Raw genomic sequence first — 23,326 nt, forward strand, 5'->3', positions numbered from 1 at the left:
ACGGCCCGCTTGCGGGCCGTAGTTGTCTATAATCGCTTCCTTCCCACACACATTGCCTGGACCCTTTCGATGACCACCCTGCTGGCCCTGGACACTGCCACTGAAGCCTGCTCCGTCGCCTTGCTGCATGACGGCAAGGTGTCGAGCCACTATGAAGTGATCCCGCGCCTGCACGCGCAGAAGCTGCTGCCCATGATCAAGACCCTCCTGGCCGAGGCAGGCGTGGCGCTGACGGCGGTCGATGCGATCGCGTTTGGCCGCGGGCCGGGCGCGTTCACCGGTGTACGCATTGCGGTAGGGGTGGTGCAGGGCCTGGCGTTCGGCCTGGATCGGCCGGTCCTGCCGGTGTCCAACCTGGCCTTGCTGGCTCAACGTGCCTGGCGCGAGCACGGTGTGAGTCAGGTTGCGGCTGCCATCGATGCACGCATGGACGAGGTGTACTGGGGTTGCTATCAGGAGCACGCTGGGGAAATGCGCCTGCAGGGCGAGGAAGGGGTGTTTGCGCCCGAGCGGGCCCAGCTACCGGCCCAGGCCACGGGAGAGTGGTTCGGTGCGGGCACCGGCTGGACCTATGCCGAGCGGATCGCCGTAGCCACTGTGGGGCGCGACGCCGACTTGCTGCCCCATGCCCAGGACCTGCTGGAGCTGGCCCGCTTCGCCTGGGCGCGCGGCGAAGGACTGCCCGTCGATGGCGCACAGCCGGTTTACCTGCGCGACAACGTCGCCACTCCGAAAAAGTCGCTTTTGTAGTACGCTTCGTCGGCGTTCACGCCTGTAGTGCGCATTTCATCGGCAGAATCTGCCATTGAGATAAAACTTTGTCGCAATTTGTGGTCTAGTGATCACCTGAGTCGCAGCCTGACCGGCGCCGGCTTCTTTCGACGATCGAGTGAACCTGATGCGTATCGATGGTGTTTCCTCCCAGCCTTACCCGATCAAGCGCAAGCCGCTTGCGGATAAAGCGCGGGTGCAGGATGCCGTTGACGATATCGAGGGCGAATTCGAAGTCCCTGCGCAACCCACCCCCCAGCGCTCCCGCGCTCGGGGCGCCAGTGTTCCTGCACGCCAGCAGGACATGATCTTCCCTCGTTCGATGAGCCGCCGCGCCGCTGACGCCTTGGGCATGTACCTGAGCACTCAGGGCTTCGTCGAGTGGGATAACGAGGTGCTGGGCCTGGACGTGCATATCTGACTGTGTCCAGCCTGCCTTATTTCATCGGTTGTCCTTCGTGGAGTGAAAACGCCTGGCGCGGTGATTTCTACCCGCACGATGCGCGTCCGCCCGATTTCCTCTCCCTGTACGCCCAACTGTTCAATGCCGTGGAGGGCAACACCACCTTCTACGCACGCCCTGCGCCCAGTACCGTTGAACGCTGGGCCGCGAGCATGCCGTCGGACTTCCGCTTCACCGCAAAACTACCCCGCGACATCAGCCACGACGGTGACCTGCGCGAGCAGTTGGGCGCCGCCGAGGACTTCTGCCGCTTGCTCGATCCATTGGGTGAACGAGTGGCGCCGCTGTGGTTGCAATTGCCGGCTTCATTCGCGCCTTGGCGACTGCCGGAGCTGATGGGCTTCATCGACATTCTGCAACGGCCGATTGCCGTGGAAGTGCGCCACGGCGCATTTTTCGCCCGTGGCGACGAGGAGCGTCTGCTCAACAACCTGCTGCGCGAGCGCAATGTCGAGCGTATCTGCCTGGACCCCAGGGCCTTGTTCAGCTGCACCTCGGACGCACCCGCCGTGCTTCATGCCCAATCCAAGAAGCCCCGTGTGCCGCCACGTCCGACGGCTTTCAGCAACAGCCCGCAGGTACGCTTCATCGGTCATCCGCAGGTGCAGGCCAACGAGCCGTTCCTGACGCCCTGGGTCGAGAAGATCGCCGGCTGGATCGAGGAGGGGCGCACCCCCTACATCTTTCTGCACACGGCCGACAATCTGTTCGCCCCAGCCCTGGCCCGGCGTTTCCACGAGCGCCTGATGGAACGTTTGCCGGGGCTGCCGGCCTTAAGGGAACTGCCTCCGGAGCCCCAGACGGCGCAGCTCGGCCTGCTCTGATCCGGTACTGCAGTGGTTTCTTTCAGCCATGCCGAACCGAGGCCGATGTGTCGAGATTGCTGATCATTCTGTTGCTACTGGCCGCAGCCCCGGTTGCCGTATGGCGAGGCTGGATAGAAGTGCCCGACCGGTGGAATCCGTGGGCGCCGCTGGATATCGCCGAGCCAGTGAATTTTCTGACGCGCTACAAGCTCAGCCGGTTGCAGAGTGATCCCCAGCTTTGTGTGCAGGCCCTGGCCACGTCTACCGTGCGCTACAGCCAGCAGGCCGACAGTCCGGCCGATGCCAAGTGTCCGTTGGTGAATGTGCTGCGCGTGCAGGGCAGCGAGGTCAGGTTGAGCAGCAGCTTCCTGGCGACCTGTCCGGTCGCCGTGGCGTTCGCGATGTTCGAGCGTCAGGCCCTGCAGCCGGCTGCGCAAGCCGCGTTCGGCCCGGCGGGGACCCAGGGGGATCATCTGGGCAGCTTCGCCTGCCGCAATGTCTACGGTCGCAGCGAAGGACGCCTGAGCCAGCACGCCAGCGCCAACGCGCTGGACATCGCCGGTTTTCGCCTGGCCGATGGCCGGCGCATAAACGTCCTCAAGGACTGGCCCGGCGACAGCGCCAACGCGCGCTTCCTGCGTGAGGTGCGCGACGGGGCCTGCAAGCATTTCAATACCGTTTTGGGTCCCGATTACAACGCCGCCCACCGCAACCATTTTCACCTTGATATGGGACGCTGGAGCGTGTGTCGTTGATCGTGTTCGTTCCCGGCTGTTGCGGTGCACCCGGACGCGGCTCGCGCCGCTGCTACGGGGGGTGGGTGCCGCGGGGCGGCAATTGTGGGGCTTCTGTAGCGGCGGCGCGAGCCGCGTCGGCGGTGCATGCGGTGTAACTGGATGAACCCGGCGTCGGTCAAACCGCTTGAAGCGTGTTGTTCAGCACAACCGGGCTTCTGTAGCAGCGGCGCGAGCCGCGTCGGCGGTGCATGCGGTGTAACTGGAGGAACCCGGCGTCGATCAAACCGCTCGACGCGTGTTGTTCAACACAACAGTACTTCTGTAGCAGCGGCGCGAGCCGCGTCGGCGGTGCATGCGGTGTAACTGGATGAACCCGGCGTCGGTCAAACCGCTTGACGGGTATTGTTCAGCACAACCGGGCGCATCCAGCTCAGGTCCAGCGCCAATGCATGGCATTGCTCGTCGAGGGTCGCCTGCGCAAGCGGCTCCGACGTCTGGGCCAATTGCCAATCCAGTTCGGCGATCGGCAGGTGCAGCGCACGTGGGGCTGGTGCCGGGCCTGGGTTGGATGCCTCGGTCCCAAGGCTCAGCACCAGCGGCCGAACCCAACGGCTGTCGAACGCCAGGTGAGCCTGCTGCGCCAGCACGTCTTCTTCGGGCAATGGCTCAGCGGCCTTGTCCAGCAGGGTCAGGTCCAGCTCGGCCTTGGGCAGGAACAGCGGCTCGGGCGGTTTGACTTCGGTCTCGCGGACATCGCACAAGCGTTGCATGAGAATGTGCGCCAGAATCTCGCTCCCGGCGCTGGGTTCGTTCGCCGATTCGCTTGCGCTGACTGCAGACGCCTGTCCCTGCGGTTGCCCTTCGCCATGCTCGGTCAATGCCTGGGCGAAGAAGTCCTGCCACAGCGCGCTCGCAGCACCCAGGGTCTGGATGTTGTGCTGGCTGAAGTCGCCGGTGGGCGAAATGTAACCTGGCGCTGTGGAATTGATGACGGACATGGCACTCGGCACGCTTGGGCTCTGGCAAAATGCCTGGCAAAGTTCTTATCGGCGGCATACGCCGATCTTTTAGCCTTTCGATACAGGAATCTTCAGTGGAGCAGCAAGCAGGTGGTCGCATCCAGGTTCAGGCACAGAACGAGGCCTGCGAATCGCAAGCCGAACGGTGGGCAAAACGCCTGGAGCTGCCTCGCCAGTTGGCCGACGCCGATTTCACCCTGGAGGTCGGCGAAAGCGGCCTGCAATTGCAGCAACTGGGCGCGGACGCACCAGGCCCCGTGCGGGTCGATTTCGCCGAAGGCGCCGTGGCCCATCGGCGACTGTACGGCGGCGGCAGTGGCCAGATGATTGCCAAGGCCGTGGGCGTGCAGCCCGGTGTGCGGCCGCGGGTACTGGATGCGACGGCGGGCCTGGGCAAGGATGCCTTCGTGCTGGCCAGCCTGGGCTGCGACATGAGCCTGGTGGAGCGCCAGCCGATCATCGCCGCGTTGCTCGAAGACGGTTTGGACCGCGCCCAGAATGACCCGGAGGTGGGTGCCATCGTCGCACGGATGCGGCTGCTCAAGGGTAACTCGATCGAGGTCATGCAGCAGTGGCAGGGTGATGCCCCCCAGGTGATCTACCTGGATCCGATGTTTCCCCATCGGGAAAAAAGCGCGCTGGTAAAGAAGGAAATGCGCCTGTTCCGTCCGCTGGTGGGCGATGACATGGATGCACCGGCTCTGCTGGCCGCCGCCTTGGAGCTGGCCACCCACCGAGTGGTGGTCAAGCGACCGCGCAAGGCACCGTGCATCGAGGGCAGCAAACCCAGTCATGCCCTGGAAGGCAAGTCCAGTCGCTACGATATCTACCCGAAGAAAGCGCTCAAGCCAGCATGAGAATTAGCCTTGTGCTGTAGGCATCGGCGAGCTTCCGTACCCATGGGTGCGTAGGAACGGTCCTGATTTTTTCCGTGCCGGTTTTAGCCCGGCACGCTCAAATAGAATCAAGTCTCATTTGTAATGAGGCTGTATACATGTACCGTTCTACAGGAGTTTGCACGTTGCCCCGCCGTTCGGCGCTGGGCTTGGCGTTGATCGGTTGCGCCGCCGGTGCCAATGCCCATGAGGGGCATGAAGTGATGGAGCTGGACAAGCTGAGCGTGACGGGCAAGCAGGCTGCGCCGCCCTACCAGGTCCAGCGTTCGGCCTCGGCCAAGTACGCCGTGCCGTTGCTCGACGTGCCGCAAACGGTGACCGTGGTCCCGCGTCAGATTCTGCGCGAACAGAACGCCCTGGGCCTGCGCCGGGCGCTGTCCAACATCTCCGGGATTTCCTTCAACGCAGGCGAGGGCGGCGGGGGCTCGGGCGACAGCATCAATATTCGAGGCTTCAGCGCCAACGCCAATCTGCAGATCGACGGCCTGCGCGATTCTGCCCAGACCAGCCGCAGCGACCTGTTCAACCTGGAACAGGTCGAGGTCATCAAGGGGCCCAGCTCGGTGTTCGGCGGCGCCGGCACTACCGGTGGCGCCATCAACCTGATCACCAAGCTGCCGCTCGCCGACAGCTTCACCGAACTGGGCGCAGGTGTCGGCACCGATCGCTATCGCCGCCTGACCCTCGATACCAACCAGCAACTGCACGACCTCGGCGACGGTACCCTGTTTCGCCTGAACCTCATGGCCCACGAGAACCAGGTGCCGGGCCGCGACCGTATCGAACAGCAACGCTGGGGCCTGGCGCCTTCGCTGACGTTCGGGCACGGCAGCGATACACGCCTGACCCTCAGCTATTTCCACCAGAGCGATGACAACCTGCCCGACTACGGCGTGCCTGCCCGCGATGGCAAGCGTCCGTCCGGGGTCAAGACCAGCCACTATTACGGCTGGCGCAACCTGGACCAGGAACGTGCCGACACCGACAGCCTGACGGTCAAGTACGAGCACGACATCAACCCGGACTGGACCGTGCAGAACCTGACGCGACTTAGCCAGGTCGACCGCGATACCACCGTGTCCGCTTCCCACGTCAAGCTCGCCAAGCTCCCAGCAGGCCGCTACCTGCCGGCGGGGCCGCAAGCCTACCGGCGCGATGTGCACACCCGTCTGGCCATGAACCAGACCAGCCTCACCGGGCACTTCGATACCTTCGGCCTGGGCCATACCCTGGTGGTCGGTGCCGAGCTGTCGCGCGAAACCTACGACCGCAAGGCCTCGGGTTATGCCGTGGAGTCTTTCTACCCGGCGAACGGCTACGAACTGGCCAACCCACCGGGCTATTGGAGGGGACCGAAGGTCAAGTCGCCCACCAGTGTGGCGCATAACATCATGAAGGATGGGGCACTGTACGTGTTCGACACCCTGGCCCTGAACGAGCAGTGGGACCTCAGCCTGGGCCTGCGTTACGACCACATGCGCGCAGAGGCCAATACCCGCTCCTCTAGCGGCGTTCGTGCACAGGCCGGTTCTACCGATGGCGTCTTCAGTCAACGCGCCGGCCTGGTCTACAAGCCCACCGAGAACGGCCGCTTCTATGTGGCCTACGGCACCTCGTTCAACCCCTCGGCCGAAAACCTGCTCACCTCCGGCGGCGGGTTATCCGAAAGCACCCATAGCCTGGAACCTGAAAAGGGCAAAACCTGGGAACTGGGGACCAAGTGGCAATTGTTCGATGAGCGCCTGCAACTTGAAGGCGCCTTGTTCCGGGTGGTCAAGGACAACGTTCGCGAGCGCTTGAGCGACGGCACCAACCTGCTGGCGGGCAAGCAGCGGGTGCAGGGTGTGGAGCTGGCTGCCACCGGTAAGTTGACCGAGCAGTGGCATGTGTTTGCCAACTACACCTTGCAGAACAGCGAGACGCTCAAGTCGGTAGCTTCGCCCAAGCGTGTAGGGCAGGCGCTGAGCAATACCGCCCCGCGTTCGTTCAACCTGTGGACTGCCTATCAGCTTCCCGGCGACATCACCCTGGCCTACGGTGTGCGCCATGTCGGCAAGCGCAACCTGACATCCCAGGATCAAGCCAAGCTCGAGGCCTACTGGGTGCACGATGCCATGCTGGGTTACCAGGCCTCGGACAACCTCGAACTGCAGCTGAACCTGAGCAACCTGACCAACAAGCATTATGTCGAGCGGGTGCGTACGGTTATCGGCAGCGACACCCGCTCTTCGGCCGTGGAGTACGGAGACGGTCGCGCGGCGGTGTTGAGCAGCGTCTATCGATTCTGACCACCGGCGCGTTCCGGATCACCGCGAAGCGGCGTCCATGCGGATGCGCAGCGGCTGTTCATCCTTGCCATCCAGCGTCACTCCGTGATGCTGGGTGCTGATGAACAACAGGTGCCCATCGGCTTCGACGCGGGCACTCACGGCATAACGATGACCTGGTTTGACTTGAGCCGGGTCGTATTCCAGCTTGAACGGCAGTGGCACCTGGCCGGTGATTGGGTCGCTTTGGCGGGCCAGGGCCACGGCAGGTGCATCGGCCAGCGACACGTCCTGCAGGCTCACGGTCAAGACCGCCGAAGGTGGCAAGGCGATGCGCTGCAGATAGAACGCTTCCCCTTCCAGGGTGGCTTTGCTGGCAGGCTGCAGGCTGCTGCAGGCGCCGATGAGGGCACTGAGTACGATCAGTGAAAGGCGTTTCATGGATTTCTTTCCTCTTTCATATATAGGTATGTCTACAACGTACATCCCCGACCAGTCGCGTCACGCTGACTTACAAGGTGACCAGAGCCACCTTTAAGTCATCATTGTACAGGGTCAAGAATAAGGTGCGCCATGATGTGTCAAGTCCTCGTGTAGGACTGCGCTGAAGTGAATACGATTTTTCACATAATGGCTTAATGAATACTTTTGTTTTTATCAGGGATGTTTTGGCAGTGGTTCAGGTTGGCTGCTATGTTGGTTTAATAAATCATGAAATCAAAATCTTTCTCTTTGGTTACTTCGCTGTCTTAAATGGTCGAGGACAGGTATATGAATGCGCTCACTAAATTGCTCAATGTTCACAGCCTTCCCGAACGCCCCAAGGCAACGGCAACACACAAGCCATCGGTTGTCGAGGAAGTGCTTCTGGATGTAGAAGGCGCCCATCACGGTCAAACGTTCAATTTTCGCTATGGGGAGGTCACCGCTGATCATCTCAAGCGCGGAATCTCGATCATTGTTCCTCCGCTGACCGGTCATCCCTTCCTGCCAAAAGAGGGGATAATTATATTGGCCCTGAGCTTTGATAGTGAACAGTGGCAATTTTCCACTGAGTTTGTCGACGGTATTTATGAAGGCGAAAAATTGTTCATTGCTCCTGAGCAACTAGCGCCTTTTGCAGGGCAGGTCATGGCGGCCGACTTGTACGCGTTCGAACTCGGTTCATGGGTCCCTTGGATATGGATAACCACATTTTTCGAATTGGCACTTCCCAATCATATGGCCCGTATGGCGGGTGCTATAAATAGCGTCATAGATGCACAGGTTGCGGCCCGTGGCAGCGTATTGCTCATTCCTCCTTATGACGGCATGAAGTACGGCGACGACGTCATGATTTATCTGCTCGGGCAGCAGTCGGAAGGCAGCCATGTCTTCCGAGTGACGGTTGAGCAGAGCGCTGTTGGTCAGGCCATCAGCGTACCCGTGCCTGCGAAGTTCCTGCAACCGAGCGGCAACAGTACGATTACCGTTTTTTACAGAGTTGTAGCGGCAGACGGCACTACACAGGGGCCGCTCGGTACGTTTTTCGTAGAACGCGATAGTGGTGCCCTCGTTGTTGCCGATGCAGTTTTTACCGGCCCTCGTCTTTTCAGCGAGTTGAGCGAAGAAACCAGAGTGCTGTTTACAGTACCTCAATCCGTAGGGCAGCAGGCGGGTGCCGACCAAACACTCTTTCTCTGGGAAGAACTGGGCTCACCTAGAAGAGACTACCTGCTGGAGACCCGATCTCTCGATGGGCCTACCAAATGGAGTTCAGCCTTTTTGCCCAAATTCTCCGGAAACTCGGTGTTCACTACAACGTGGATAACCGCGGGTGCGGATGCGGTCTGGGCTGCTGAAGTTGACCAGGTGACGGTCATAAGAATGAATTCGCCTCTGCGTGGATCATTGCCCGATCAACCTCCGGCCTTGGTGGAGCCTGGGTCGCTTGAGGCACCCACCGTGCTGGAAGCCATCGAGGGTGGGGTTAGCGAGGAGGCCATCTCTGCCGGCCTTACTGTATCGGCTCCCCGGCCTGCACACTTGCCAAATGGTAGCTATCTGTCCTTACTGCTGAAGGGTTACACCGCGGCAACCCAGGGCGTGGGAGCACTGACCACCGACGACGCCATGGTGACCTGGAAAGTGCCGGGAGAGATGGCCAGTCGGCTGCTCAATCAGGTGGTCTCGCTGTACTACGTCGTGCAAGACGGTTCAGACATGAGATCGGAATACACCGTACTCGATTTCGCAGTCAAGAGACCGCCACTTCAGGTTCTGGAGGCCGAGTACAACAGCGGTGACTTTCCCCTCATCTCCGTGGAGGCGGCGACGGTCGGGGTTTCGGTTTTTCTTGCGCCAGCACCTGGGCTCAACCCCGGCGACGTGGTCACGTTTTATTGGGGCGGCAGTGCAGGGAAAGGACATCGGGTCACTTCCATTCCCTGGACCTATGAGCATCAGGCGAACGGTCTGACCGTTCAAATACCGCCTCGAGACGTGATCGCCCACCTGGGAGGCCAAGTCGTCGCCAGTTATACCGTTCTTGCACTGGGTCGAGTCCTGGACGGCCCGGTGAGCCGTTTCGATGTTCAGCCCACGGTAGAATCAGTAGATGTGATGCCACTTACTCACGTGGAATCTGCCGTGTGGTGGGTCAGAGGTCAGGCATTGATCACTCTGTCGAAACCGTGGAGTCTCGGGATTGGCGACAGGGTCATCTGGTTTGCCGATACCTCTCCCGAAACGGCACTGAGCATCGTGGCATGGCGTGTCGAGCAGGTTGTATCCGACCCCTCCCAACCCGTTCGGGTGGTGATTCCCGCCAGCCTGGTCAACTACCGGCAACCGGTCGAGGTACGCGCCTTCGTCGTCCGGGCTAGGGATCAAGAGGCCTCGTTCACGTCGACTCGTTTAGTGAGACTGGAATGATGTACAGCGGCCCGCCGACGATCACAGCCCGTCGGCGGCTTCCTCGCTGCGGTGCAGCGCGACTTGACGGATCGACAAGCGAATCTCCGCCGGCAGCACCCGTTTGGCGGCCCCCTCGGCCAGTTCGTCGAGCAGCGGGTGGTGGCTCAACTTGCCTTGGGCATCACGGCGCAACACTTCCTGATCGAGCAGGGTCTGGATGAAGTGGCGGAACAGGCTCTTATCGAAAAACTCCGGTGCGTTCAGGCCATGCAGGATCGACAGGCGCTGGGCCATGGTCGTGCACAGGTCTTCCAGCTCCTCGGCGCTGAGGGTGTTCTGGCCGGCGTTGAGCAACAAGGCGATCGCCATGTAGAAGCGTTGCAAGGTCTGGGCGATGGCGCGCGACAACAGGGTCAGCAGCACGAACTGGCGCGAGCTGGGCGCGGGACGCAGGTACACGCCGTTCTCCAGGCGCAGCAAGCCCTGCTCGACCAACGCCTGCAGCCATTGGTCGATCACCTCATCGAGCTGCTCGGCGTTCCAGCGGATGAACAGTTCGGCCTGCAGATAGGGGTACAGCGCATGGGCGTAACGCAGGATCTGTTCGCGGGTCATGCGCGAGGTGCTCTGGAAGAAGCTGGCCAGCAGCGCGGGCAGGGCGAAGATATGCAGCACGTTGTTGCGGTAATAGGTCATCAGCACCGCATGCTGTTCATCCAGGTACAGAATCCTGCCCAGGGCATCGCGCTGTTCGGACAGCAACTTCATGTCCTGGACATGGGCGATCAGGCTGCGGGCGTCGCCTTCGGGCACGGTGGTGTGAGGCGAGTAGGGCACTTTGCGCAGGAGCGTCAGGTACAGGTCGAGTACCCGCTCCATGGCGCCCTCGTCCAGCGCCAGCTTGCTGGTCGACAGCAATGCCAGTGCTACCAGGTTCACCGGGTTGATCGCCGCCGCCTCGTTCATGTGACGGGCCACGCGGATGCCCAGGCGGTGCGTGGTCTCGTTCAGCCAGTCGGGCTTGAACTGCGGTGCCAATTCCTGCTCGCGCCAGCCAGGCTGCTGCTCGTCGAGAAAGGCGTGGAGTTTGATCGGCTCGCCAAAATTGACCGCCACCTGGCCAAAACGCTGCTTGAGGGCGCCGATGACCTTGAACACGTCCAGAATGGACTCTTTCTTCTTGGTCGCTCCACGCAGCTCGCCCAGATAGGTGCGGCCTTCCAGCACCCGCTCGTAGCCGATGTAGACCGGCACGAAGACGATCGGCGTACGCGAGGAGCGCAAGTAGCTGCGCAGGGTGATGGCGAGCATGCCGGTCTTGGGCTGCAACATGCGTCCGGTGCGTGAGCGGCCGCCCTCGACGAAGTACTCCACCGGAAAACCCTTGGTGAACAGGGTGTGCAGGTATTCGTTGAATACCGCGCTGTACAGGGGGTTGCCCTTGAAGGTACGGCGCATGAAAAACGCGCCGCCACGGCGTAGCAGGCTGCCGATCACCGGCATGTTGAGGTTTATGCCTGCAGCGATGTGGGGCGGGGTCAGGCCGTTCTTGAACAGCAGGTAGGACAGCAGCAGGTAGTCGATGTGACTGCGGTGGCAGGGTACATAGATGACCTCGTTGCCGCGCGCAACGTCCTTCACGCCATCGATGTTGTTGACCTTGATGCCGTCGTAGATCTTGTTCCAGAACCAGCTGAGCACCACCTCCAGAAAACGGATAGCCGTGTAGGTGTAGTCCGAGGCGATTTCATTGCCATAGTGCAGCGCGCGGGCCTCGGCCTTTTCCAGCGTGATGTGCTCGCGCTCGGCTTCCTCGGCGATGGCCTGGCGTACCAGGGGGTCGCGTACCAGGCCTTTGACCAGGTGGCGGCGATGGGAAATGTCGGGACCGATGACGGAGGTCTTCAGGTTGCGGAAGTGCACCCGCAGGATGCGCTGGGCCATGCGCACCGTCCGCTCGTGACCCTTGTTCTGCTGCACCAGTTCGGCCAGATGGATCGGCTCGGAAAACTGTACGCGGGTCTTGCGCCCCAGGATCAGGATGCTGACCAGCTTGCGCAAGCGCCCGGTGACCGCCCAGCTGTCGGCGAACAGCAGCTTCCAGGGGCTGGACTCGCTGGCTGGCGATTGCCCCCAGAACACGCTGACTGGAATGATCTGCGCATCTTCGCCGGCGTTCTGTGCCAGCGCCGTGACCAGCCGGGCGAGAGTGGGCGGGGCGCCCCGTTTGTCCTGACGACCGAGCCAGTCCGGGTCCGGTGTGAGGTAGAACACCGCCGTAGGCTCCATGAGGTCGCCAATGGCCACGGGCAGTACCGGACGGGGCAGGCCGGCCTTGGTGCATTCGCGGTCGACCACGGCAAGGTCGGTCAGCGAGGGCGACTGCAAGGCGTACAGTACCGGCCGGCTGCGATCCAGATTCAGGGTGAACGACGACTGGTTGATGGTTTCGGAACGAACCCACAGGTACAGCAAGCGGCGCAAGGTGCCGAACACAAGGCGGTGCAGAGGTGAGCGGGTCATAGGCCAGGGCTTGGGGGAAAACGCTACTTTACCGGGTTTTGTGGACGTAAGGGATGCAGGGTGGCAGCGAATACCTCCGTATGGCTACTGGCCCTTTCGCGGCCACTGGCCGCTCCTACAAGATTTTGCTTGGCATACCAGCAGCAATTTCGAAAGGCTTCGTAGGAGCGGTCAGTGGCCGCGAAAAAGCCACATCGTGTCAGCCGGTACGCCAGGTGATCTCTTCCTCGCCATCGTCGCTGATACGGATCCAGCGGTCAGCGTGCTCTTCGCCTTCTTCCTCCACCCAGCTGCCCGGTGCGCAACGCACCTCGACATTGAGCGCCGCGAAGGCCGCGCGGGCGCAGGCGATGTCGTCGTCCCAAGGGGTCTTGTCGCTTTCCAGGTACAGGCTGTTCCACTTGCCCACCGCCTTGGGCAGCCAGGTCACCGGCACGTTGCCTGCGCGGCACTTCCAGGTCTGGCCCTTCTGTTGCCAGTCGCTGCAAGGGCCCAGGGCTTCGCCGAGCCAGGCGGCGATGGCCTTGTGGTCGACGTCGGCGTCCTTGAGGTAAATCTCGATATCGGGTTGGCGCATGGGTAGGCTCGCTCAGTCTTGACGCACAAAATAGTCGTAGCGCATGGATACCGTGACCACCAGCGGTCGCGGCTGTTCGATCACCGCGACGCGGCGCTCGGCGCTGGCGCGCCAGCCGTGCGGGGTCATTGCCAGCAGGTTGGCGCGCGATTGCGCGTCGATCAGCTTGAGCTTGAAGGTCAGGGTTTCATGATGCGTGTGCTGCATGCCTTCGGGCACCTGCAACAGGTGCTTGTCGTCGACGTAGTCGCGTACCTCGTCATAGAGCTGCTCGCGCAGTTCCATCAAGTGGCCGCTGGTGGGCCCCACGCGCATCAGGCCGCCGCCTGTGGCGAGCAGGCGCTTGGCCTCGGTCCAGTCCAGCGGGCTGAACACGCTGGTCAGGAATTGGCAGCTGGCGTCGGCCAGCGGTACACGCGCCATGCTGGCGACCAGCCAGTGCACGGACGGCGCGCGCTTGCAGGCGCGCTTGACCGCCTCACGGGAGATGTCCAGCGCATAGCCATCGGCGCGGGGCAGCGCCTGGGCGATCTGTTCGGTGTAGTAGCCTTCGCCGCAGCCGATGTCCAACCAGCGTCGTGGCCAGCGCTCGGCGGCCAGCTCGGCCAGGCGCTGGGCCACGGGCGCATAGTGCCCCTCGTTGAGGAAGTCGCGGCGAGCCTCGACCATGGCCTGGTTGTCACCCGGGTCACGGCTGTTCTTGTGCTGCACCGGCAGCAGGTTCAGGTAGCCCTGGCGCGCGCGATCGAAGCGATGACCGCTGGGGCAGACCATGCCGTTGTCGGCGTTGGCCAGCATGGCAGTGCAGAGGGGGCAGGTGAGCATCAGGCGAGCAACTCGACGAGGGTCTGGTAGTAAATCTCGGTCAGCACATCGAGGTCGCTGGCCAGGATGCGTTCGTTGACCTGGTGGATCGTGGCATTGACCGGGCCGAGCTCGACCACCTGGGTACCCAGGGTGGCGATGAAGCGCCCATCGGATGTGCCGCCGCTGGTCGAGGCCTGGGTCTCGCGGCCGGTGACGTTCTTGATGCTGGACGCCACCGCATCCAGCAAGGCGCCGGGTTCGGTCAGGAACGGCAGGCCGGACAGCGCCCAGTCGATGTGCCAGTCCAGGCCATGCTTGTCGAGAATCGCGGCCACACGTTGCTGCAGGCCTTCGACCGTGGACTCGGTGGAGAAGCGGAAATTGAACACCGCCGTCAGGTCACCCGGAATGACGTTGGTGGCGCCGGTGCCGCTGTTGAGGTTGGACACCTGAAAGCTGGTGGGGGGGAAGAAGGCGTTGCCGTCGTCCCAGTGCTCGGCGGCCAGTTCGGCCAGGGCTGGCGCGGCCAGGTGAATCGGATTGCGGGCCAGGTGCGGATACGCCACATGGCCCTGCACGCCGCGAACGGTCAAGGTGGCGCCCAGCGAACCGCGACGGCCGTTCTTCACCACATCGCCAACCAGGGTGGTGCTCGATGGCTCCCCAACGATGCACCAGTCCAGACGTTCGTTGCGGGCAGCGAGGCGTTCGACCACCGCCTTGGTGCCATGGTGGGCCGGACCTTCTTCGTCGCTGGTGATCAGGAAGGCGACCGAACCTCGGTGATCCGGGTGATCGGCGACGAAACGCTCCGCCGCGACCAGCATGGCCGCCAGGCTGCCTTTCATGTCCGCAGCGCCTCGGCCGTGGAGCATGCCCTGCTCATCGATCACCGCGTCGAACGGGGCGATCTGCCAGGCCTGCGTCGGCCCGGTCGGCACTACATCGGTGTGGCCAGCGAAGCACAGGACCGGGCCGTCCTGAGTGCCGTGGGTTGCCCAGAAATTGTCCACGTCCTCGATACGCATCGGCTCCAGCTTGAACCCAGCCTGGCCCAGGCGCTGCATCATCAGCTTCTGGCAGTCGGCATCCAGCGGTGTGACCGAAGGGCGGCGGATCAGATCGCAGGCGAGCTGCAGCGTGGGTGAAAGGTCGGCGACGGCCGTCATGGGAACTCCGAGAACAGGGGGCGTGTAAAGGGGCGATATGGTAAAGCAAAAACACCCTCGAAGCGCAGCCATGGCGGCGTGCTCGCCAATGCTCCATTGATCGCGTGATGATTCCTACGTTGGATCTGGCTGCGACTGACAGCTCAGGCGTCGCGTCTACCCTGTGTCTGGCGCGATGCGCTGGTCAGAATCGGCGGTAGCCTGGAGGGCACTGGCGTCCTCCAGCACAGAGGATTGCACATGCACTTCGTATACCCCATGGCCGTCGGTGTGGCGTTGATCACGGCGCTGACATCCGCGCTGGCCGCTCCGTCGGTCGAGGTGATGGTGTCGGGCTCGATCATCCCCGGCGGTTGCACACCTAGCTTGAACAACCCGGGCATCGACCATGGCAAGATCGCCGCCAATGAACTCAGTGCCGACCAGCCGACTTCATTGGCCGCGCGCCCTCGGGAAGCCACCTTGCTGATAGCCTGCGAGGCGCCGACGCTGTACGGCATCCGCGCCATCGACAACCGCGGCGACTCGGTCTTCCAAAGCAGCAGCGGCACCTACTATGGATTGGGTTATACCCCGGCCGGCGAGAAGATCGGTGCCCATGTCCTGCGCATCGTTCCTGCCCGCTCCAGCATCGACGGCAAGCCCGCTTTTGTCCCCCTTGGCAGCGCCGACGCCAGCCGCTGGCTACCGGCCGAGGGCAACCCGCGAAGCCTGCGCGCCAATGGCCAGCTCGCTGGGTTCGCCGCTGAGTCGGGCGTGTCTACCGGGCCGGTTCCGATCAAGAGCGCCGTGGTGGGGTTGAGCTCATCACTGGTCATCGCGCCGACAAGCGGCCTGACGCTGACCAGCGAAGTGCCGATGGAGGGCTCCGCGACCCTGGAACTGACCTACCTTTGAACTGCCATGCTCACGACCTCCGGTCGCTGCATCTGGTTCGCAGGTCGCGATAATGGCTGTGCGTCGTGTAGGAGATGTGCTCTAGCCGTGCCGGACATTCTGCCCCATCCTGAAAGGATGTCCGGTCTTGCGAACCGGTTCGCTCATCACCATGGGGCAGCTCATCATGAACACCTTGCCACGCACACTGATCACCTCCATCGCCTTGCTGTCGACCACGCTCGCATCTGGCGCCTCGACCGTCGACGTACGGGTCAGCGGAACGCTGATTCCCAGCGCCTGCACGCCGCTCATGAGTACCGACAGCCTGCATTTCGGCACCGTGAGCAGTGCCGATCTCAACCGCGAGCAACCGACCGCGCTGGTCGAGCATGCTCCTACACTCACCATTGCCTGCGGGACACCCACTCTGTATGGCCTGCGGCTGCTGGATAACCGTGCCGGTTCGGCCTATGACACCGGCCGCGCTGCGTCACTGGGTCTGGGGCACACCCTGGCCGGCGAACAGGTGGGGGCGTACCACCTGGACGTCATTCCGGCGCGTTCGAGCATCGATGGAGGGCAAGTCTTCCTCAGCCTGGGCGACCGTACCGGTCACCATTGGCAAACCTCCACGGCCCAGCCGCAGCCCTTGCCCGTCGATGGCGGCCTATTGGGATTGGTGGACCGGCCGGGCGTACGCAGCGGCGCGGTGCCGGTGGAGTGGGCGCAACTGGGCATCCGCGCCCATGGAATCATTGCCCCGGCTCAAGGCCTCACGGTCACCGACGCGGTGCCGCTGGACGGTCACGTCACTGTGGAAGTGGTGTACCTGTGACGCCGAGTGGCGTCTGTCGAGTGGCGTCTATAGGTAAAGAATCTCCAGGGTGGCGGAGCCATCGATCGGGGTGTCCTGACGCAGGTCCAGCTCCCGCGCGGGTGCCAGGTGCAGGTCGATGGTCACGGGTATCGACAATCCCGACCAGGCCCCGGGTGTTCGCTCTCCGGTGTGGGCGTGCTGAAAGGCTGTAGGTTGGCCGTCGTGGTGCAGCCACCCTTCTGGCGCATACCGCCACACTTGGGCCGCGGCATCCCCCAGCAAGACCGACGCGCGTGCCCCGTCGCGGCCGGTGCCCGGCGCCAGCTGTGTAGTGAAGCCTCCGAGCGGCTGGCCGGCACTGGTTCGGCCAATGCCGAACAGCGTCGAGGGCAACACTCCCAGGCGTTCGCTCGCCGACCCCGCGCGGTTGTCCACCGCACGCAAGGCAAAGCGCGTGGCGGCATCGCAGCTCACCTCAAGCGTGGTCTGCCGGCTGAACGAGGTCGGCTTGTCGCGGTGCAGCTCACCCGCGCCGATCTGGCCGAAGTCGACCTGCCCGCCAGCGCTCAGCGTAGGCCGACAGGCCGCTGGCGCGAAGCCCACACGCAGGCGCAGGTCGCGCCGCTGACCGGCCACCTGCAAGCTGCCCTGAGCCTGGCCCTGCTGCGCCTGGGTCGCGCCCAGCATCGCCAGGTCCAAGGTGCCTTCAACCTCCACTTGCGCGCTCAGGCGCCTGCCGCGGACCACGGTGCCGGCGCGCATCGGCTGCAACCCGCGTTGTCTTTCCAGGCGGCCCACCTGAGCGGATGAAGAACCGCCTCCGGCAGCCCATTGCACCGGCTGGTCGTCGACTCTGGCCTGGCTGATTTGCAGCTGATAGCGGCCGGCCACACCCCCGTCGAACACCTGCCCCGAGGCGGCGTCGGCGTGGTAGGTGAGGGTCAGCTCCTGTTCGGTTTCGCACACCAGATTCAGCGCCAGCCTTCGCGGTGGCAGCGGCAACTCACCGCCAGACACCTGCAACGTGGTGCGGTTGAACTGACCGAAGTCAATGTCCGCCAGGCTCAGGGATAACGCACAGCCCTGGCCCCAGGCCGAAAAGGGTACGGCCAGGCTGGCAAGGAGGGCCAAGGCCCGGAGTATCGTGCGGGTCTTCATTGCAGGCTTCCTTCTTGCGTTCGGCACTGCGCCGTGCTCGTTTCGAAATACACGTCAGGGTCGGCGCTGGTTGGCAGCGAGAAATGCAGCTCGCACACCTGGTCATCGGCGGTGCGACTCCACAGGCGCGGGGTGGCGTAGACATTGGGCACGAACACCGCACCGTCCTGCTGCACCAGGGTCACCAATTGCCCCTGCTCGTCGGTGACCGCGGTGCCGCCCTTCAAGCCTTGTCCCGAAGGGTCCGCCACCTGCATCAGCACGCGGCGCGTCACGGTCACGGGGAAGCTGACCCGGGGCACAGCTCCCCGTGCGGCCTGGATCAGGGCCGCGCCCTGCTGCACATCGACATTGCGCGGCAACGAAGCGGTAGCCACCTGCACATTGCTGCGGCCAAACGGTGCCAGTTGCGGCAGCACCGCCTGGCCTTGACGATCGGTCCACACGGTGCCGCCGGGCGTGTCGATCTGCACCCCGGCGACGTCGCCCAGGCTCAGCAGACCGAAGGTGTCCTGCAAGGTGTACGGCGACAAGGTGAAGCCTTGATCGTGGAGCACCAGCGCTCCGCGCGCGGCCGCGCTGTAGCCTTGGCTGCCAGCGCCATAACTGGCATAACCAAAGTCCAGTTGGGCGGCGCGGGTCAGTTGGGATACTCCGCCGTTGTAACTCAGTTCACCATCACGGCTGGCGCGTTCGGCGGCCACCCGGTACTGGGTGTGCTCGCCCAAACGGCCTTGCACGCCGCTGCCCAGGCGCATGCCACGGGCGTCGTGGCGGGCCGTGGAACGCCAGTTCAAACCATCACCCAAGGGCAGACTGGCGCTCAGGTACAGGGCATTGCCGAGCACGCCGTTGCCCGCCGTTTGCCACTGCCCCGTGGCCGTCAGGGAAACCGGACCCAGCCGTCGTCCCCAATTGAGCTGCGCGCGCGCGGCTCGCTCACCGTCAAAGGCGGTGGTAGTGGACCAGGTGCCGCTGAGGCTGCCCAGCCAAGGGTGGGTCCAGGCCAGTCCCAGGGCGTACTCGTCGCGTAGCCGGCTGTCCCGTTCGTCTTCCTGTTTCCAGGTGCTGTCGAGGAGCTCTCGATAGCCTTGGGTCTGGCGTCCGGCGCTGAGCAGCGCCGACCAATGCTGATTGATGGATTGATTGAGGCTGAGGCTGCTCTGCACACCGAAGCTGCCCGGCTCGCTGGCCCGGGCGACCTGCGTCAGCCCCTGAAGGCGAGCACCTTGCCAAGGCTCCAGGCTCAACCCGGCACCGCCGGCGTTGTAGCCTTGGGCAAGCAAAGCGCCTACGCTGACACTGGCAGCCGGGGCCAGCGGGTGGCTGCCTCCGGCGCTCAGCACCCAGGGTTGCTCGGCGCCCTGGCCGCTGTCGCGCAGTTGCCCCAGGCCCACGGAGAAGCCACGCGCGGGCAGGTCCAGGCCCAGGGTGGCCGCCAGGACGGTAAAGGTGCGCCGTTCACCCGTGGCTTCGATCACCGTGACTTCCAGATCCCGGCGTCGATCCAACTGCGGGATATGCGTCAGCTCGAAAGGCCCGGCGGGGACCACCGTGGAGTAGATCAACACGCCGCCCTGACGCACATCGACCCGCGCCTGAGTGGCGGCGATACCTTGCACTCGACCACCGCTGCCGCTGTCCCCCAGCGCCGGTTCGCTCATCCATTGCGCGCCGGTCACTCGCGCGCCGGCCAGCACCGGATTGCTCAGATTGATCTGACCCAGTTGCAGCATCGCCTGCCGCTCGCTGAAGGTGCGCTGGGCATAGGCGTCCAGGTGCTGCCAGGTGCCCACGCCCTGCACCGAACTGTAGAACTGACGACTGCGCACCACCCAGTCGCCAGCATTGATGCCGGCTTCGGTGTTGGCCGAGTAGAACTGGCTGCGGCGGCCGTCGAAGGTGTTGTACAGGCCTTGCACGTCGTAGTTGAGCAGCCCGGCGATACCGCCTCGGGTGAACGCCGACAGGTCTGCGGGCGGCAGGCGCAGCGCGTGGGCCGGCACCAGCAGTTTCACTTCGCCCGATTGGGGCAGCGGCTCGACGAGGCTTTCGGGAAACCGCTGGAGGAAGTCCCCGCACTGTTCGCCACTGTCCACCAGCTCGCCCAGGTCGCGCACGGCCTGGTCGATGCACAACGCGCCATCGGTATCGAAGCGTGCATTGACGATGCCTTTGGGCTGACCATTCACGGTCAGCCGCACGGCATGCACGCCTTCGGTATAGCGTGCGGTATGTCCCAGATACTCCGCCAGGTCAGGGTCGATGCCGCGCAGGCGCAAGGTTTCGCTGTCGAAACCGGCCGCCATCGCCCATTCACCGCACAGGGCCAGGCTGAGCGCTGGCCAGGCGCAGCGGGAGATGGGTGCCATCAGGGCAGGTCCTGATGCAGGGTGGTTTCATAGGCCGCGACGGCGAAGCCGTAGACGGTGGCGGGGGTGAAACGAACCTGCCCGTCCTCTTTCGCCAGCGGGTTGCCCGCCAAGGTCAGGCGCTCGCCTGGCAATACATAACTGCGTGGCAGTTGCCACGGCGTCTGGCTGGGCAGGCTGTACAGTTCCTGGGCCAGGCGTACCACGTAAGCCGTGGGGTTGCTGACCACCAGTTGTTCGCCCTGCAACGACCAGCGCAGGCCTTTCCACGGCTCGGCGTTTCTGGCCAGGCCCTTGGGGTGCAGGATCACCGGCAGGTTCTGCCGTACGTTCACCGACACGCGCGCTTCACCGGGTTTGCCCGGCTGGCTGTTCTGCGCGAGCCCCTCGAATATCACCCGCTTCAAGCGCTGTGTGCCCAGCGGCTCGGTGTTGGACAGAATGAAACGCACCAGCTGCGACTCGCCGGCTTCGACCCGAGCGATGGGCGGGGTGACGAACAGCAGCGAAGTCTGATCTTCGGGGATGTGTTCCAGGGTCACGTGCAGCAATGCCGGGCTGGGATCGCTGTTGGTGACCTTGATCGCGGCCTCGGCCTCGCCTTCGTGGACGATCACCACCGAGGTTTCCGGGATCATGCCGTCGGCGTGCGCCGTGGGGCTCCAGGCCAGCAGGGATGTCAGGCCAGCACAAGCCAGAGCCAGGGACGTGGGGCGGGAATGCAGGCGTGTCATCGGGGTCTTCCAGGCAATACGGTCAATGTCAGGTGCGACCACGCCTTCCTCGGCACCGCAGTGCCGGGAAGATCTTGTGGTTGTAACGGGGCTGCGGCGTGGCCGCAGTACTCTAGAGGCGATGCGCCCGCGGCGGTCGCCGTGCTTTCCTATAGGCCGGTGGGAAAGGTAAGCGACCGGTGTAGGGCACCCACGCGGATGGGGCGAGGGGCCGCTGCGGGGGGTGTCTTAGAGGTACACGACCTCGATGGTGGCTGAGCCGTCCAGCGCGACTTCGTCGGTCAGTGTCAGCGTGCTTTTCGGTGCGAGGATGATGTGGGATTTGAGCCCAAGCGAAGCGTTCTCGATAAGCGCGGGCCCGGTGGTCACGCCAGACTGGTCGACGAAACCAAGTATTGGGCCATGCGACCGGATTGCCTTGGCACCGCTGCTGGACGCCCCCCAAGTCGAGCCTCCGTTGGTGCTTTCGGTGATGAACACCGGGTTGCCATCGATTTGCGAAAGGCCTGGCTGAAGGGTCAAGTAATGCGCACCCAGTTTTTCCCCAGCGGGAGTCAGACCCAGACCGTAAGGGCTCACATACCAGGTGTTGCCGACCGTGCTGGCGCGGTTGTCGATGCCGCGGATCGCGAACAGGGTCTTGCCGGTGCAGTTGATGTTCAGCGTGTGGTACTGATCCTGCTTCGGACGCGAGGGTTTGTCATCGATCAGGTCCGCTGCGGAGATCTTGCCGAAGCTTATGGTCGGACTTGTATGAGTGGGCGTGCACGCGGCAGGCACAATAGTGCCAGTCACGGTGACGTCAACTGTCGACGCGGCCATGGCGGCGGGCAGGGCGGCCAGCAATGCGACGCCGGTCAGCAGGCGGGGTAGTAGGTTCATGATGGACTCCCAGGTTGGCTAAAGGTCGTTGCACATCGCAACGTCGCCAACTCTAGGAGCGGTCAAGCAGCCGGTAAGTGAGCCGATTCAGAAGTTTGCCGTGAAACTTCCTAGCTGATTTCCACAGCCAAACAGGAATTTGCCTCTCACCGTAGGAGCGGTCATTGGCCGCGAAGCAGGCGCCGCGGTGCGTCTGGCAGACCGCAATGCGTCCTTCGCGGCCACGGACCGCTCCTACGGCGCAGTTGGGTCAGATTTTCTGCGCGATCCAGATGGTATGACGGGTGCCTTTGTTGCCGTGGGCGAATACTTGCACCTCTTCGGCCTTGAAGCCGGCCTTGCGCAGTTTGTCGCTGAACTGCCGGTCGGCGCTGGCGGACCATACGGCGAGCACGCCCTTGGGCCGCAGTGCCTTGGCGCAGGCATTGAGGCCGCCGGCCGAGTACAGCCAGCTGTTGGCCTTCTGGGTCAGGCCTTCAGGGCCGTTGTCGACGTCCAGCATGATGGCATCGAAGCCGGCCGGCTCTGCCTGCAGGACCTTGGCCACGTCCTCCATGCGGATGACGGTGCGCGGATCGGCCAGCGGGTTGCCTGCTTTCTCACCCAGCGGGCCGCGGTTCCATTCGACCACGCCCGGGACCAGTTCGGCGACCACTACCTCGGCGGTCTTGCCCAGGTGCTTGAGTGCCGACGCCAACGTGAAGCCCATGCCCAGCCCGCCGATCAGCACCCGCGAATTCGGCCGCCCGGCCACCTTGCGACAGGGGATTTCGGCCAGGGCGTCTTCGGAACCGTGCATGCGGGTGTTCATCAGTTGGCCGCCGTCGCCGCCCTGGATCTTGATGACGAAGTCTTCGCCGTACTCGAACAGGCAGAGCGCACCGCCGTTGTCGGGGATCGGTGTGGTGTCGAGCAGTACGAAACGTTTCATCGGTCAATCTCGGAGGGAGGACAAGGGGGTGCCATGGTAGTAGCCTGTGTCATCGGAACAGGCAGTCTAGCCTTGGGGTGTTCAATGAAGTTGCGCAGTGTATCGGTCTTTGCATGTGTTGCCCTGTGTGCCGGTGTGGTATCGGCCTCGTCGCTGCCGCCGGGTTCGCCGGGTACACCCACGCCAACGCCCTATCCACAGGTCACCGTGCCGCCCACCCACGGCGGCGAGGGCATGACCGGCTCACCGCCCTTGCTGCCCCCCATCCCACTGCCCGCACCACCCAAGGCCGACAACGTGCCCGAACCCGTCCGCCAGGACACCCCGCCCACCCCGGTCAAACCCAAATCCCCCGGCGGTTGATCGCGTTTTTCCTGACCGACCGCATTCACCGCCGACGCGGCTCGCGCCGCTGCTACAGGGGTTTGCGCACGCCGCATGAGGCACCGCGTTCCCGAAGGCCCGCCGCGCCCGGCCTACCACGGGCCCTGTAGGAGCGGCGCGGGCCGCGGCCGGGCCCACCGCGTTTCCTCAGGCACACCGCTTCAAGTGTGCTGCGGTGGCCCCCGGGCCTTGAGGGCGAAGGCATATTCCAACGCCACATCGCGCAGCCCCTGATAACC

Annotated in this window: 21 protein-coding genes; 10 read left to right on the plus strand and 11 right to left on the minus strand. The window is 63.7% G+C overall.

From position 1 onward, the window contains the following. Positions 1 to 69: 69 nt before the first annotated feature. The 4 genes from tsaB to AC788_RS14605 all read left to right on the plus strand — a co-directional run bounded on the left by tsaB (position 70) and on the right by AC788_RS14605 (position 2,795). Positions 70 to 750, plus strand: a complete 681-nt coding sequence (tsaB, locus tag AC788_RS14590; RefSeq protein WP_049861303.1) for a tRNA (adenosine(37)-N6)-threonylcarbamoyltransferase complex dimerization subunit type 1 TsaB — start codon at positions 70 to 72, stop codon at positions 748 to 750. Positions 751 to 898: 148 nt separating this feature from the next. Beyond that, complete coding sequence (locus AC788_RS14595; RefSeq protein WP_049861304.1) at positions 899 to 1,192, plus strand: hypothetical protein; 294 nt, start codon at positions 899 to 901, stop codon at positions 1,190 to 1,192. Next, positions 1,189 to 2,058 (plus strand): DUF72 domain-containing protein, encoded by an 870-nt coding sequence (locus tag AC788_RS14600; protein WP_049861305.1) that lies wholly within the window; start codon positions 1,189 to 1,191, stop codon positions 2,056 to 2,058. The genes AC788_RS14595 and AC788_RS14600 overlap by 4 nt, the downstream gene beginning before the upstream one ends. Positions 2,059 to 2,105: 47 nt before the next feature. Next, the gene (locus AC788_RS14605) at positions 2,106 to 2,795 is read left to right on the plus strand and encodes an extensin-like domain-containing protein (RefSeq protein ID WP_049861306.1); all 690 of its coding nucleotides are present in this window, start codon (positions 2,106 to 2,108) and stop codon (positions 2,793 to 2,795) included. Between the two features lie 365 nt (positions 2,796 to 3,160). Here the strand turns inward: AC788_RS14605 and AC788_RS14610 are convergent, their stop codons facing one another. Next, on the minus strand, positions 3,161 to 3,775 hold the full coding sequence (locus tag AC788_RS14610; RefSeq protein WP_049861307.1) for a hypothetical protein: 615 nt from the start codon (positions 3,773 to 3,775) through the stop codon (positions 3,161 to 3,163). 95 nt (positions 3,776 to 3,870) lie between these two features. On the opposite strand from AC788_RS14610, the gene AC788_RS14615 reads away from it, so the two are divergent. After that, positions 3,871 to 4,653: a class I SAM-dependent methyltransferase gene (locus AC788_RS14615; RefSeq protein ID WP_049861308.1), complete on the plus strand. Its 783-nt coding sequence runs from the start codon at positions 3,871 to 3,873 to the stop codon at positions 4,651 to 4,653. A gap of 137 nt (positions 4,654 to 4,790) precedes the next feature. Further along, positions 4,791 to 6,980, plus strand: coding sequence for a TonB-dependent receptor (locus tag AC788_RS14620; RefSeq protein WP_049861309.1), 2,190 nt, complete (start codon positions 4,791 to 4,793; stop codon positions 6,978 to 6,980). An 18-nt stretch (positions 6,981 to 6,998) separates the two neighbouring features. Here the strand turns inward: AC788_RS14620 and AC788_RS14625 are convergent, their stop codons facing one another. Next, entirely contained in the window at positions 6,999 to 7,400 is a 402-nt protein-coding gene (locus AC788_RS14625) for a YbaY family lipoprotein (RefSeq protein WP_049861310.1), read from the minus strand. Positions 7,401 to 7,730: 330 nt separating this feature from the next. On the opposite strand from AC788_RS14625, the gene AC788_RS14630 reads away from it, so the two are divergent. Beyond that, on the plus strand, positions 7,731 to 9,872 hold the full coding sequence (locus AC788_RS14630; RefSeq protein ID WP_049861311.1) for a hypothetical protein: 2,142 nt from the start codon (positions 7,731 to 7,733) through the stop codon (positions 9,870 to 9,872). Between the two features lie 21 nt (positions 9,873 to 9,893). Here AC788_RS14630 and plsB read toward each other — a convergent pair whose 3' ends face one another. From plsB to dapE, 4 genes are all read right to left on the minus strand, one after another. Beyond that, positions 9,894 to 12,377 carry a glycerol-3-phosphate 1-O-acyltransferase PlsB gene (gene plsB / locus AC788_RS14635; RefSeq protein ID WP_049861312.1) on the minus strand — a complete coding sequence of 828 codons (2,484 nt, stop codon included), beginning with the start codon at positions 12,375 to 12,377 and terminating at the stop codon, positions 9,894 to 9,896. A 199-nt stretch (positions 12,378 to 12,576) separates the two neighbouring features. Continuing rightward, on the minus strand, positions 12,577 to 12,954 hold the full coding sequence (locus AC788_RS14640; protein ID WP_049861313.1) for a hypothetical protein: 378 nt from the start codon (positions 12,952 to 12,954) through the stop codon (positions 12,577 to 12,579). 12 nt (positions 12,955 to 12,966) lie between these two features. Beyond that, positions 12,967 to 13,779, minus strand: coding sequence for a putative RNA methyltransferase (locus tag AC788_RS14645; protein WP_049861314.1), 813 nt, complete (start codon positions 13,777 to 13,779; stop codon positions 12,967 to 12,969). Beyond that, positions 13,779 to 14,930, minus strand: coding sequence for a succinyl-diaminopimelate desuccinylase (dapE, locus tag AC788_RS14650; RefSeq protein ID WP_049861315.1), 1,152 nt, complete (start codon positions 14,928 to 14,930; stop codon positions 13,779 to 13,781). Before dapE ends, AC788_RS14645 begins: the two co-directional genes overlap by 1 nt. 240 nt (positions 14,931 to 15,170) lie before the next feature. Here dapE and AC788_RS14655 point away from each other — a divergent pair, with 240 nt between their 5' ends. Next, positions 15,171 to 15,827, plus strand: a complete 657-nt coding sequence (locus tag AC788_RS14655) for a DUF1120 domain-containing protein (RefSeq protein ID WP_049861316.1) — start codon at positions 15,171 to 15,173, stop codon at positions 15,825 to 15,827. Positions 15,828 to 15,954: 127 nt separating this feature from the next. Further along, complete coding sequence (locus AC788_RS14660; protein ID WP_049861317.1) at positions 15,955 to 16,644, plus strand: DUF1120 domain-containing protein; 690 nt, start codon at positions 15,955 to 15,957, stop codon at positions 16,642 to 16,644. Between the two features lie 27 nt (positions 16,645 to 16,671). On the opposite strand, the gene AC788_RS14665 is transcribed toward AC788_RS14660, so the two are convergent. The 5 genes from AC788_RS14665 to AC788_RS14685 all read right to left on the minus strand — a co-directional run bounded on the left by AC788_RS14665 (position 16,672) and on the right by AC788_RS14685 (position 22,703). Next, positions 16,672 to 17,784 carry a DUF1120 domain-containing protein gene (locus tag AC788_RS14665; protein WP_049861318.1) on the minus strand — a complete coding sequence of 371 codons (1,113 nt, stop codon included), beginning with the start codon at positions 17,782 to 17,784 and terminating at the stop codon, positions 16,672 to 16,674. Then, positions 17,781 to 20,156 carry a fimbria/pilus outer membrane usher protein gene (locus AC788_RS14670; protein ID WP_049861319.1) on the minus strand — a complete coding sequence of 792 codons (2,376 nt, stop codon included), beginning with the start codon at positions 20,154 to 20,156 and terminating at the stop codon, positions 17,781 to 17,783. The genes AC788_RS14665 and AC788_RS14670 overlap by 4 nt, the downstream gene beginning before the upstream one ends. Continuing rightward, positions 20,156 to 20,890 (minus strand): fimbria/pilus chaperone family protein, encoded by a 735-nt coding sequence (locus AC788_RS14675; protein WP_049861320.1) that lies wholly within the window; start codon positions 20,888 to 20,890, stop codon positions 20,156 to 20,158. The genes AC788_RS14670 and AC788_RS14675 overlap by 1 nt, the downstream gene beginning before the upstream one ends. 228 nt (positions 20,891 to 21,118) lie before the next feature. Continuing rightward, the gene (locus AC788_RS14680; protein WP_049861321.1) at positions 21,119 to 21,772 is read right to left on the minus strand and encodes a DUF1120 domain-containing protein; all 654 of its coding nucleotides are present in this window, start codon (positions 21,770 to 21,772) and stop codon (positions 21,119 to 21,121) included. Between the two features lie 250 nt (positions 21,773 to 22,022). Continuing rightward, positions 22,023 to 22,703, minus strand: coding sequence for a spermidine synthase (locus tag AC788_RS14685; protein WP_049861322.1), 681 nt, complete (start codon positions 22,701 to 22,703; stop codon positions 22,023 to 22,025). Positions 22,704 to 22,787: 84 nt separating this feature from the next. Between AC788_RS14685 and AC788_RS21420 the strand changes: the two genes are divergently transcribed. Continuing rightward, a complete protein-coding gene (locus AC788_RS21420) occupies positions 22,788 to 23,066 on the plus strand; it encodes a hypothetical protein (RefSeq protein WP_236690530.1) in 279 nt (92 codons plus the stop codon). Positions 23,067 to 23,326 lie beyond the last annotated feature (260 nt).

It is taken from the genome of Pseudomonas sp. RIT-PI-a (assembly GCF_001187875.1).
GTDB classification, from domain to species: domain Bacteria; phylum Pseudomonadota; class Gammaproteobacteria; order Pseudomonadales; family Pseudomonadaceae; genus Aquipseudomonas; species Aquipseudomonas coleopterorum.

Excerpts from the sequence above, each read along its gene's own strand:
- AC788_RS14645 (WP_049861314.1), bottom strand. The coding sequence starts at position 13,779 with ATGCTCACCTGCCCCCTCTGCACTGCCATGCTGGCCAACGCCGACAAC.
- plsB (WP_049861312.1), bottom strand. The coding sequence starts at position 12,377 with ATGACCCGCTCACCTCTGCACCGCCTTGTGTTCGGCACCTTGCGCCGC.
- AC788_RS14595 (WP_049861304.1), top strand. The coding sequence starts at position 899 with ATGCGTATCGATGGTGTTTCCTCCCAGCCTTACCCGATCAAGCGCAAG.
- tsaB (WP_049861303.1), top strand. The coding sequence starts at position 70 with ATGACCACCCTGCTGGCCCTGGACACTGCCACTGAAGCCTGCTCCGTC.
- AC788_RS14685 (WP_049861322.1), bottom strand. The coding sequence starts at position 22,703 with ATGAAACGTTTCGTACTGCTCGACACCACACCGATCCCCGACAACGGC.
- AC788_RS14610 (WP_049861307.1), bottom strand. The coding sequence starts at position 3,775 with ATGTCCGTCATCAATTCCACAGCGCCAGGTTACATTTCGCCCACCGGC.
- AC788_RS14680 (WP_049861321.1), bottom strand. The coding sequence starts at position 21,772 with ATGAACCTACTACCCCGCCTGCTGACCGGCGTCGCATTGCTGGCCGCC.
- AC788_RS21420 (WP_236690530.1), top strand. The coding sequence starts at position 22,788 with ATGAAGTTGCGCAGTGTATCGGTCTTTGCATGTGTTGCCCTGTGTGCC.
- AC788_RS14675 (WP_049861320.1), bottom strand. The coding sequence starts at position 20,890 with ATGACACGCCTGCATTCCCGCCCCACGTCCCTGGCTCTGGCTTGTGCT.
- AC788_RS14625 (WP_049861310.1), bottom strand. The coding sequence starts at position 7,400 with ATGAAACGCCTTTCACTGATCGTACTCAGTGCCCTCATCGGCGCCTGC.
- AC788_RS14670 (WP_049861319.1), bottom strand. The coding sequence starts at position 20,156 with ATGGCACCCATCTCCCGCTGCGCCTGGCCAGCGCTCAGCCTGGCCCTG.
- dapE (WP_049861315.1), bottom strand. The coding sequence starts at position 14,930 with ATGACGGCCGTCGCCGACCTTTCACCCACGCTGCAGCTCGCCTGCGAT.
- AC788_RS14620 (WP_049861309.1), top strand. The coding sequence starts at position 4,791 with ATGTACCGTTCTACAGGAGTTTGCACGTTGCCCCGCCGTTCGGCGCTG.
- AC788_RS14655 (WP_049861316.1), top strand. The coding sequence starts at position 15,171 with ATGCACTTCGTATACCCCATGGCCGTCGGTGTGGCGTTGATCACGGCG.
- AC788_RS14640 (WP_049861313.1), bottom strand. The coding sequence starts at position 12,954 with ATGCGCCAACCCGATATCGAGATTTACCTCAAGGACGCCGACGTCGAC.
- AC788_RS14665 (WP_049861318.1), bottom strand. The coding sequence starts at position 17,784 with ATGAAGACCCGCACGATACTCCGGGCCTTGGCCCTCCTTGCCAGCCTG.
- AC788_RS14630 (WP_049861311.1), top strand. The coding sequence starts at position 7,731 with ATGAATGCGCTCACTAAATTGCTCAATGTTCACAGCCTTCCCGAACGC.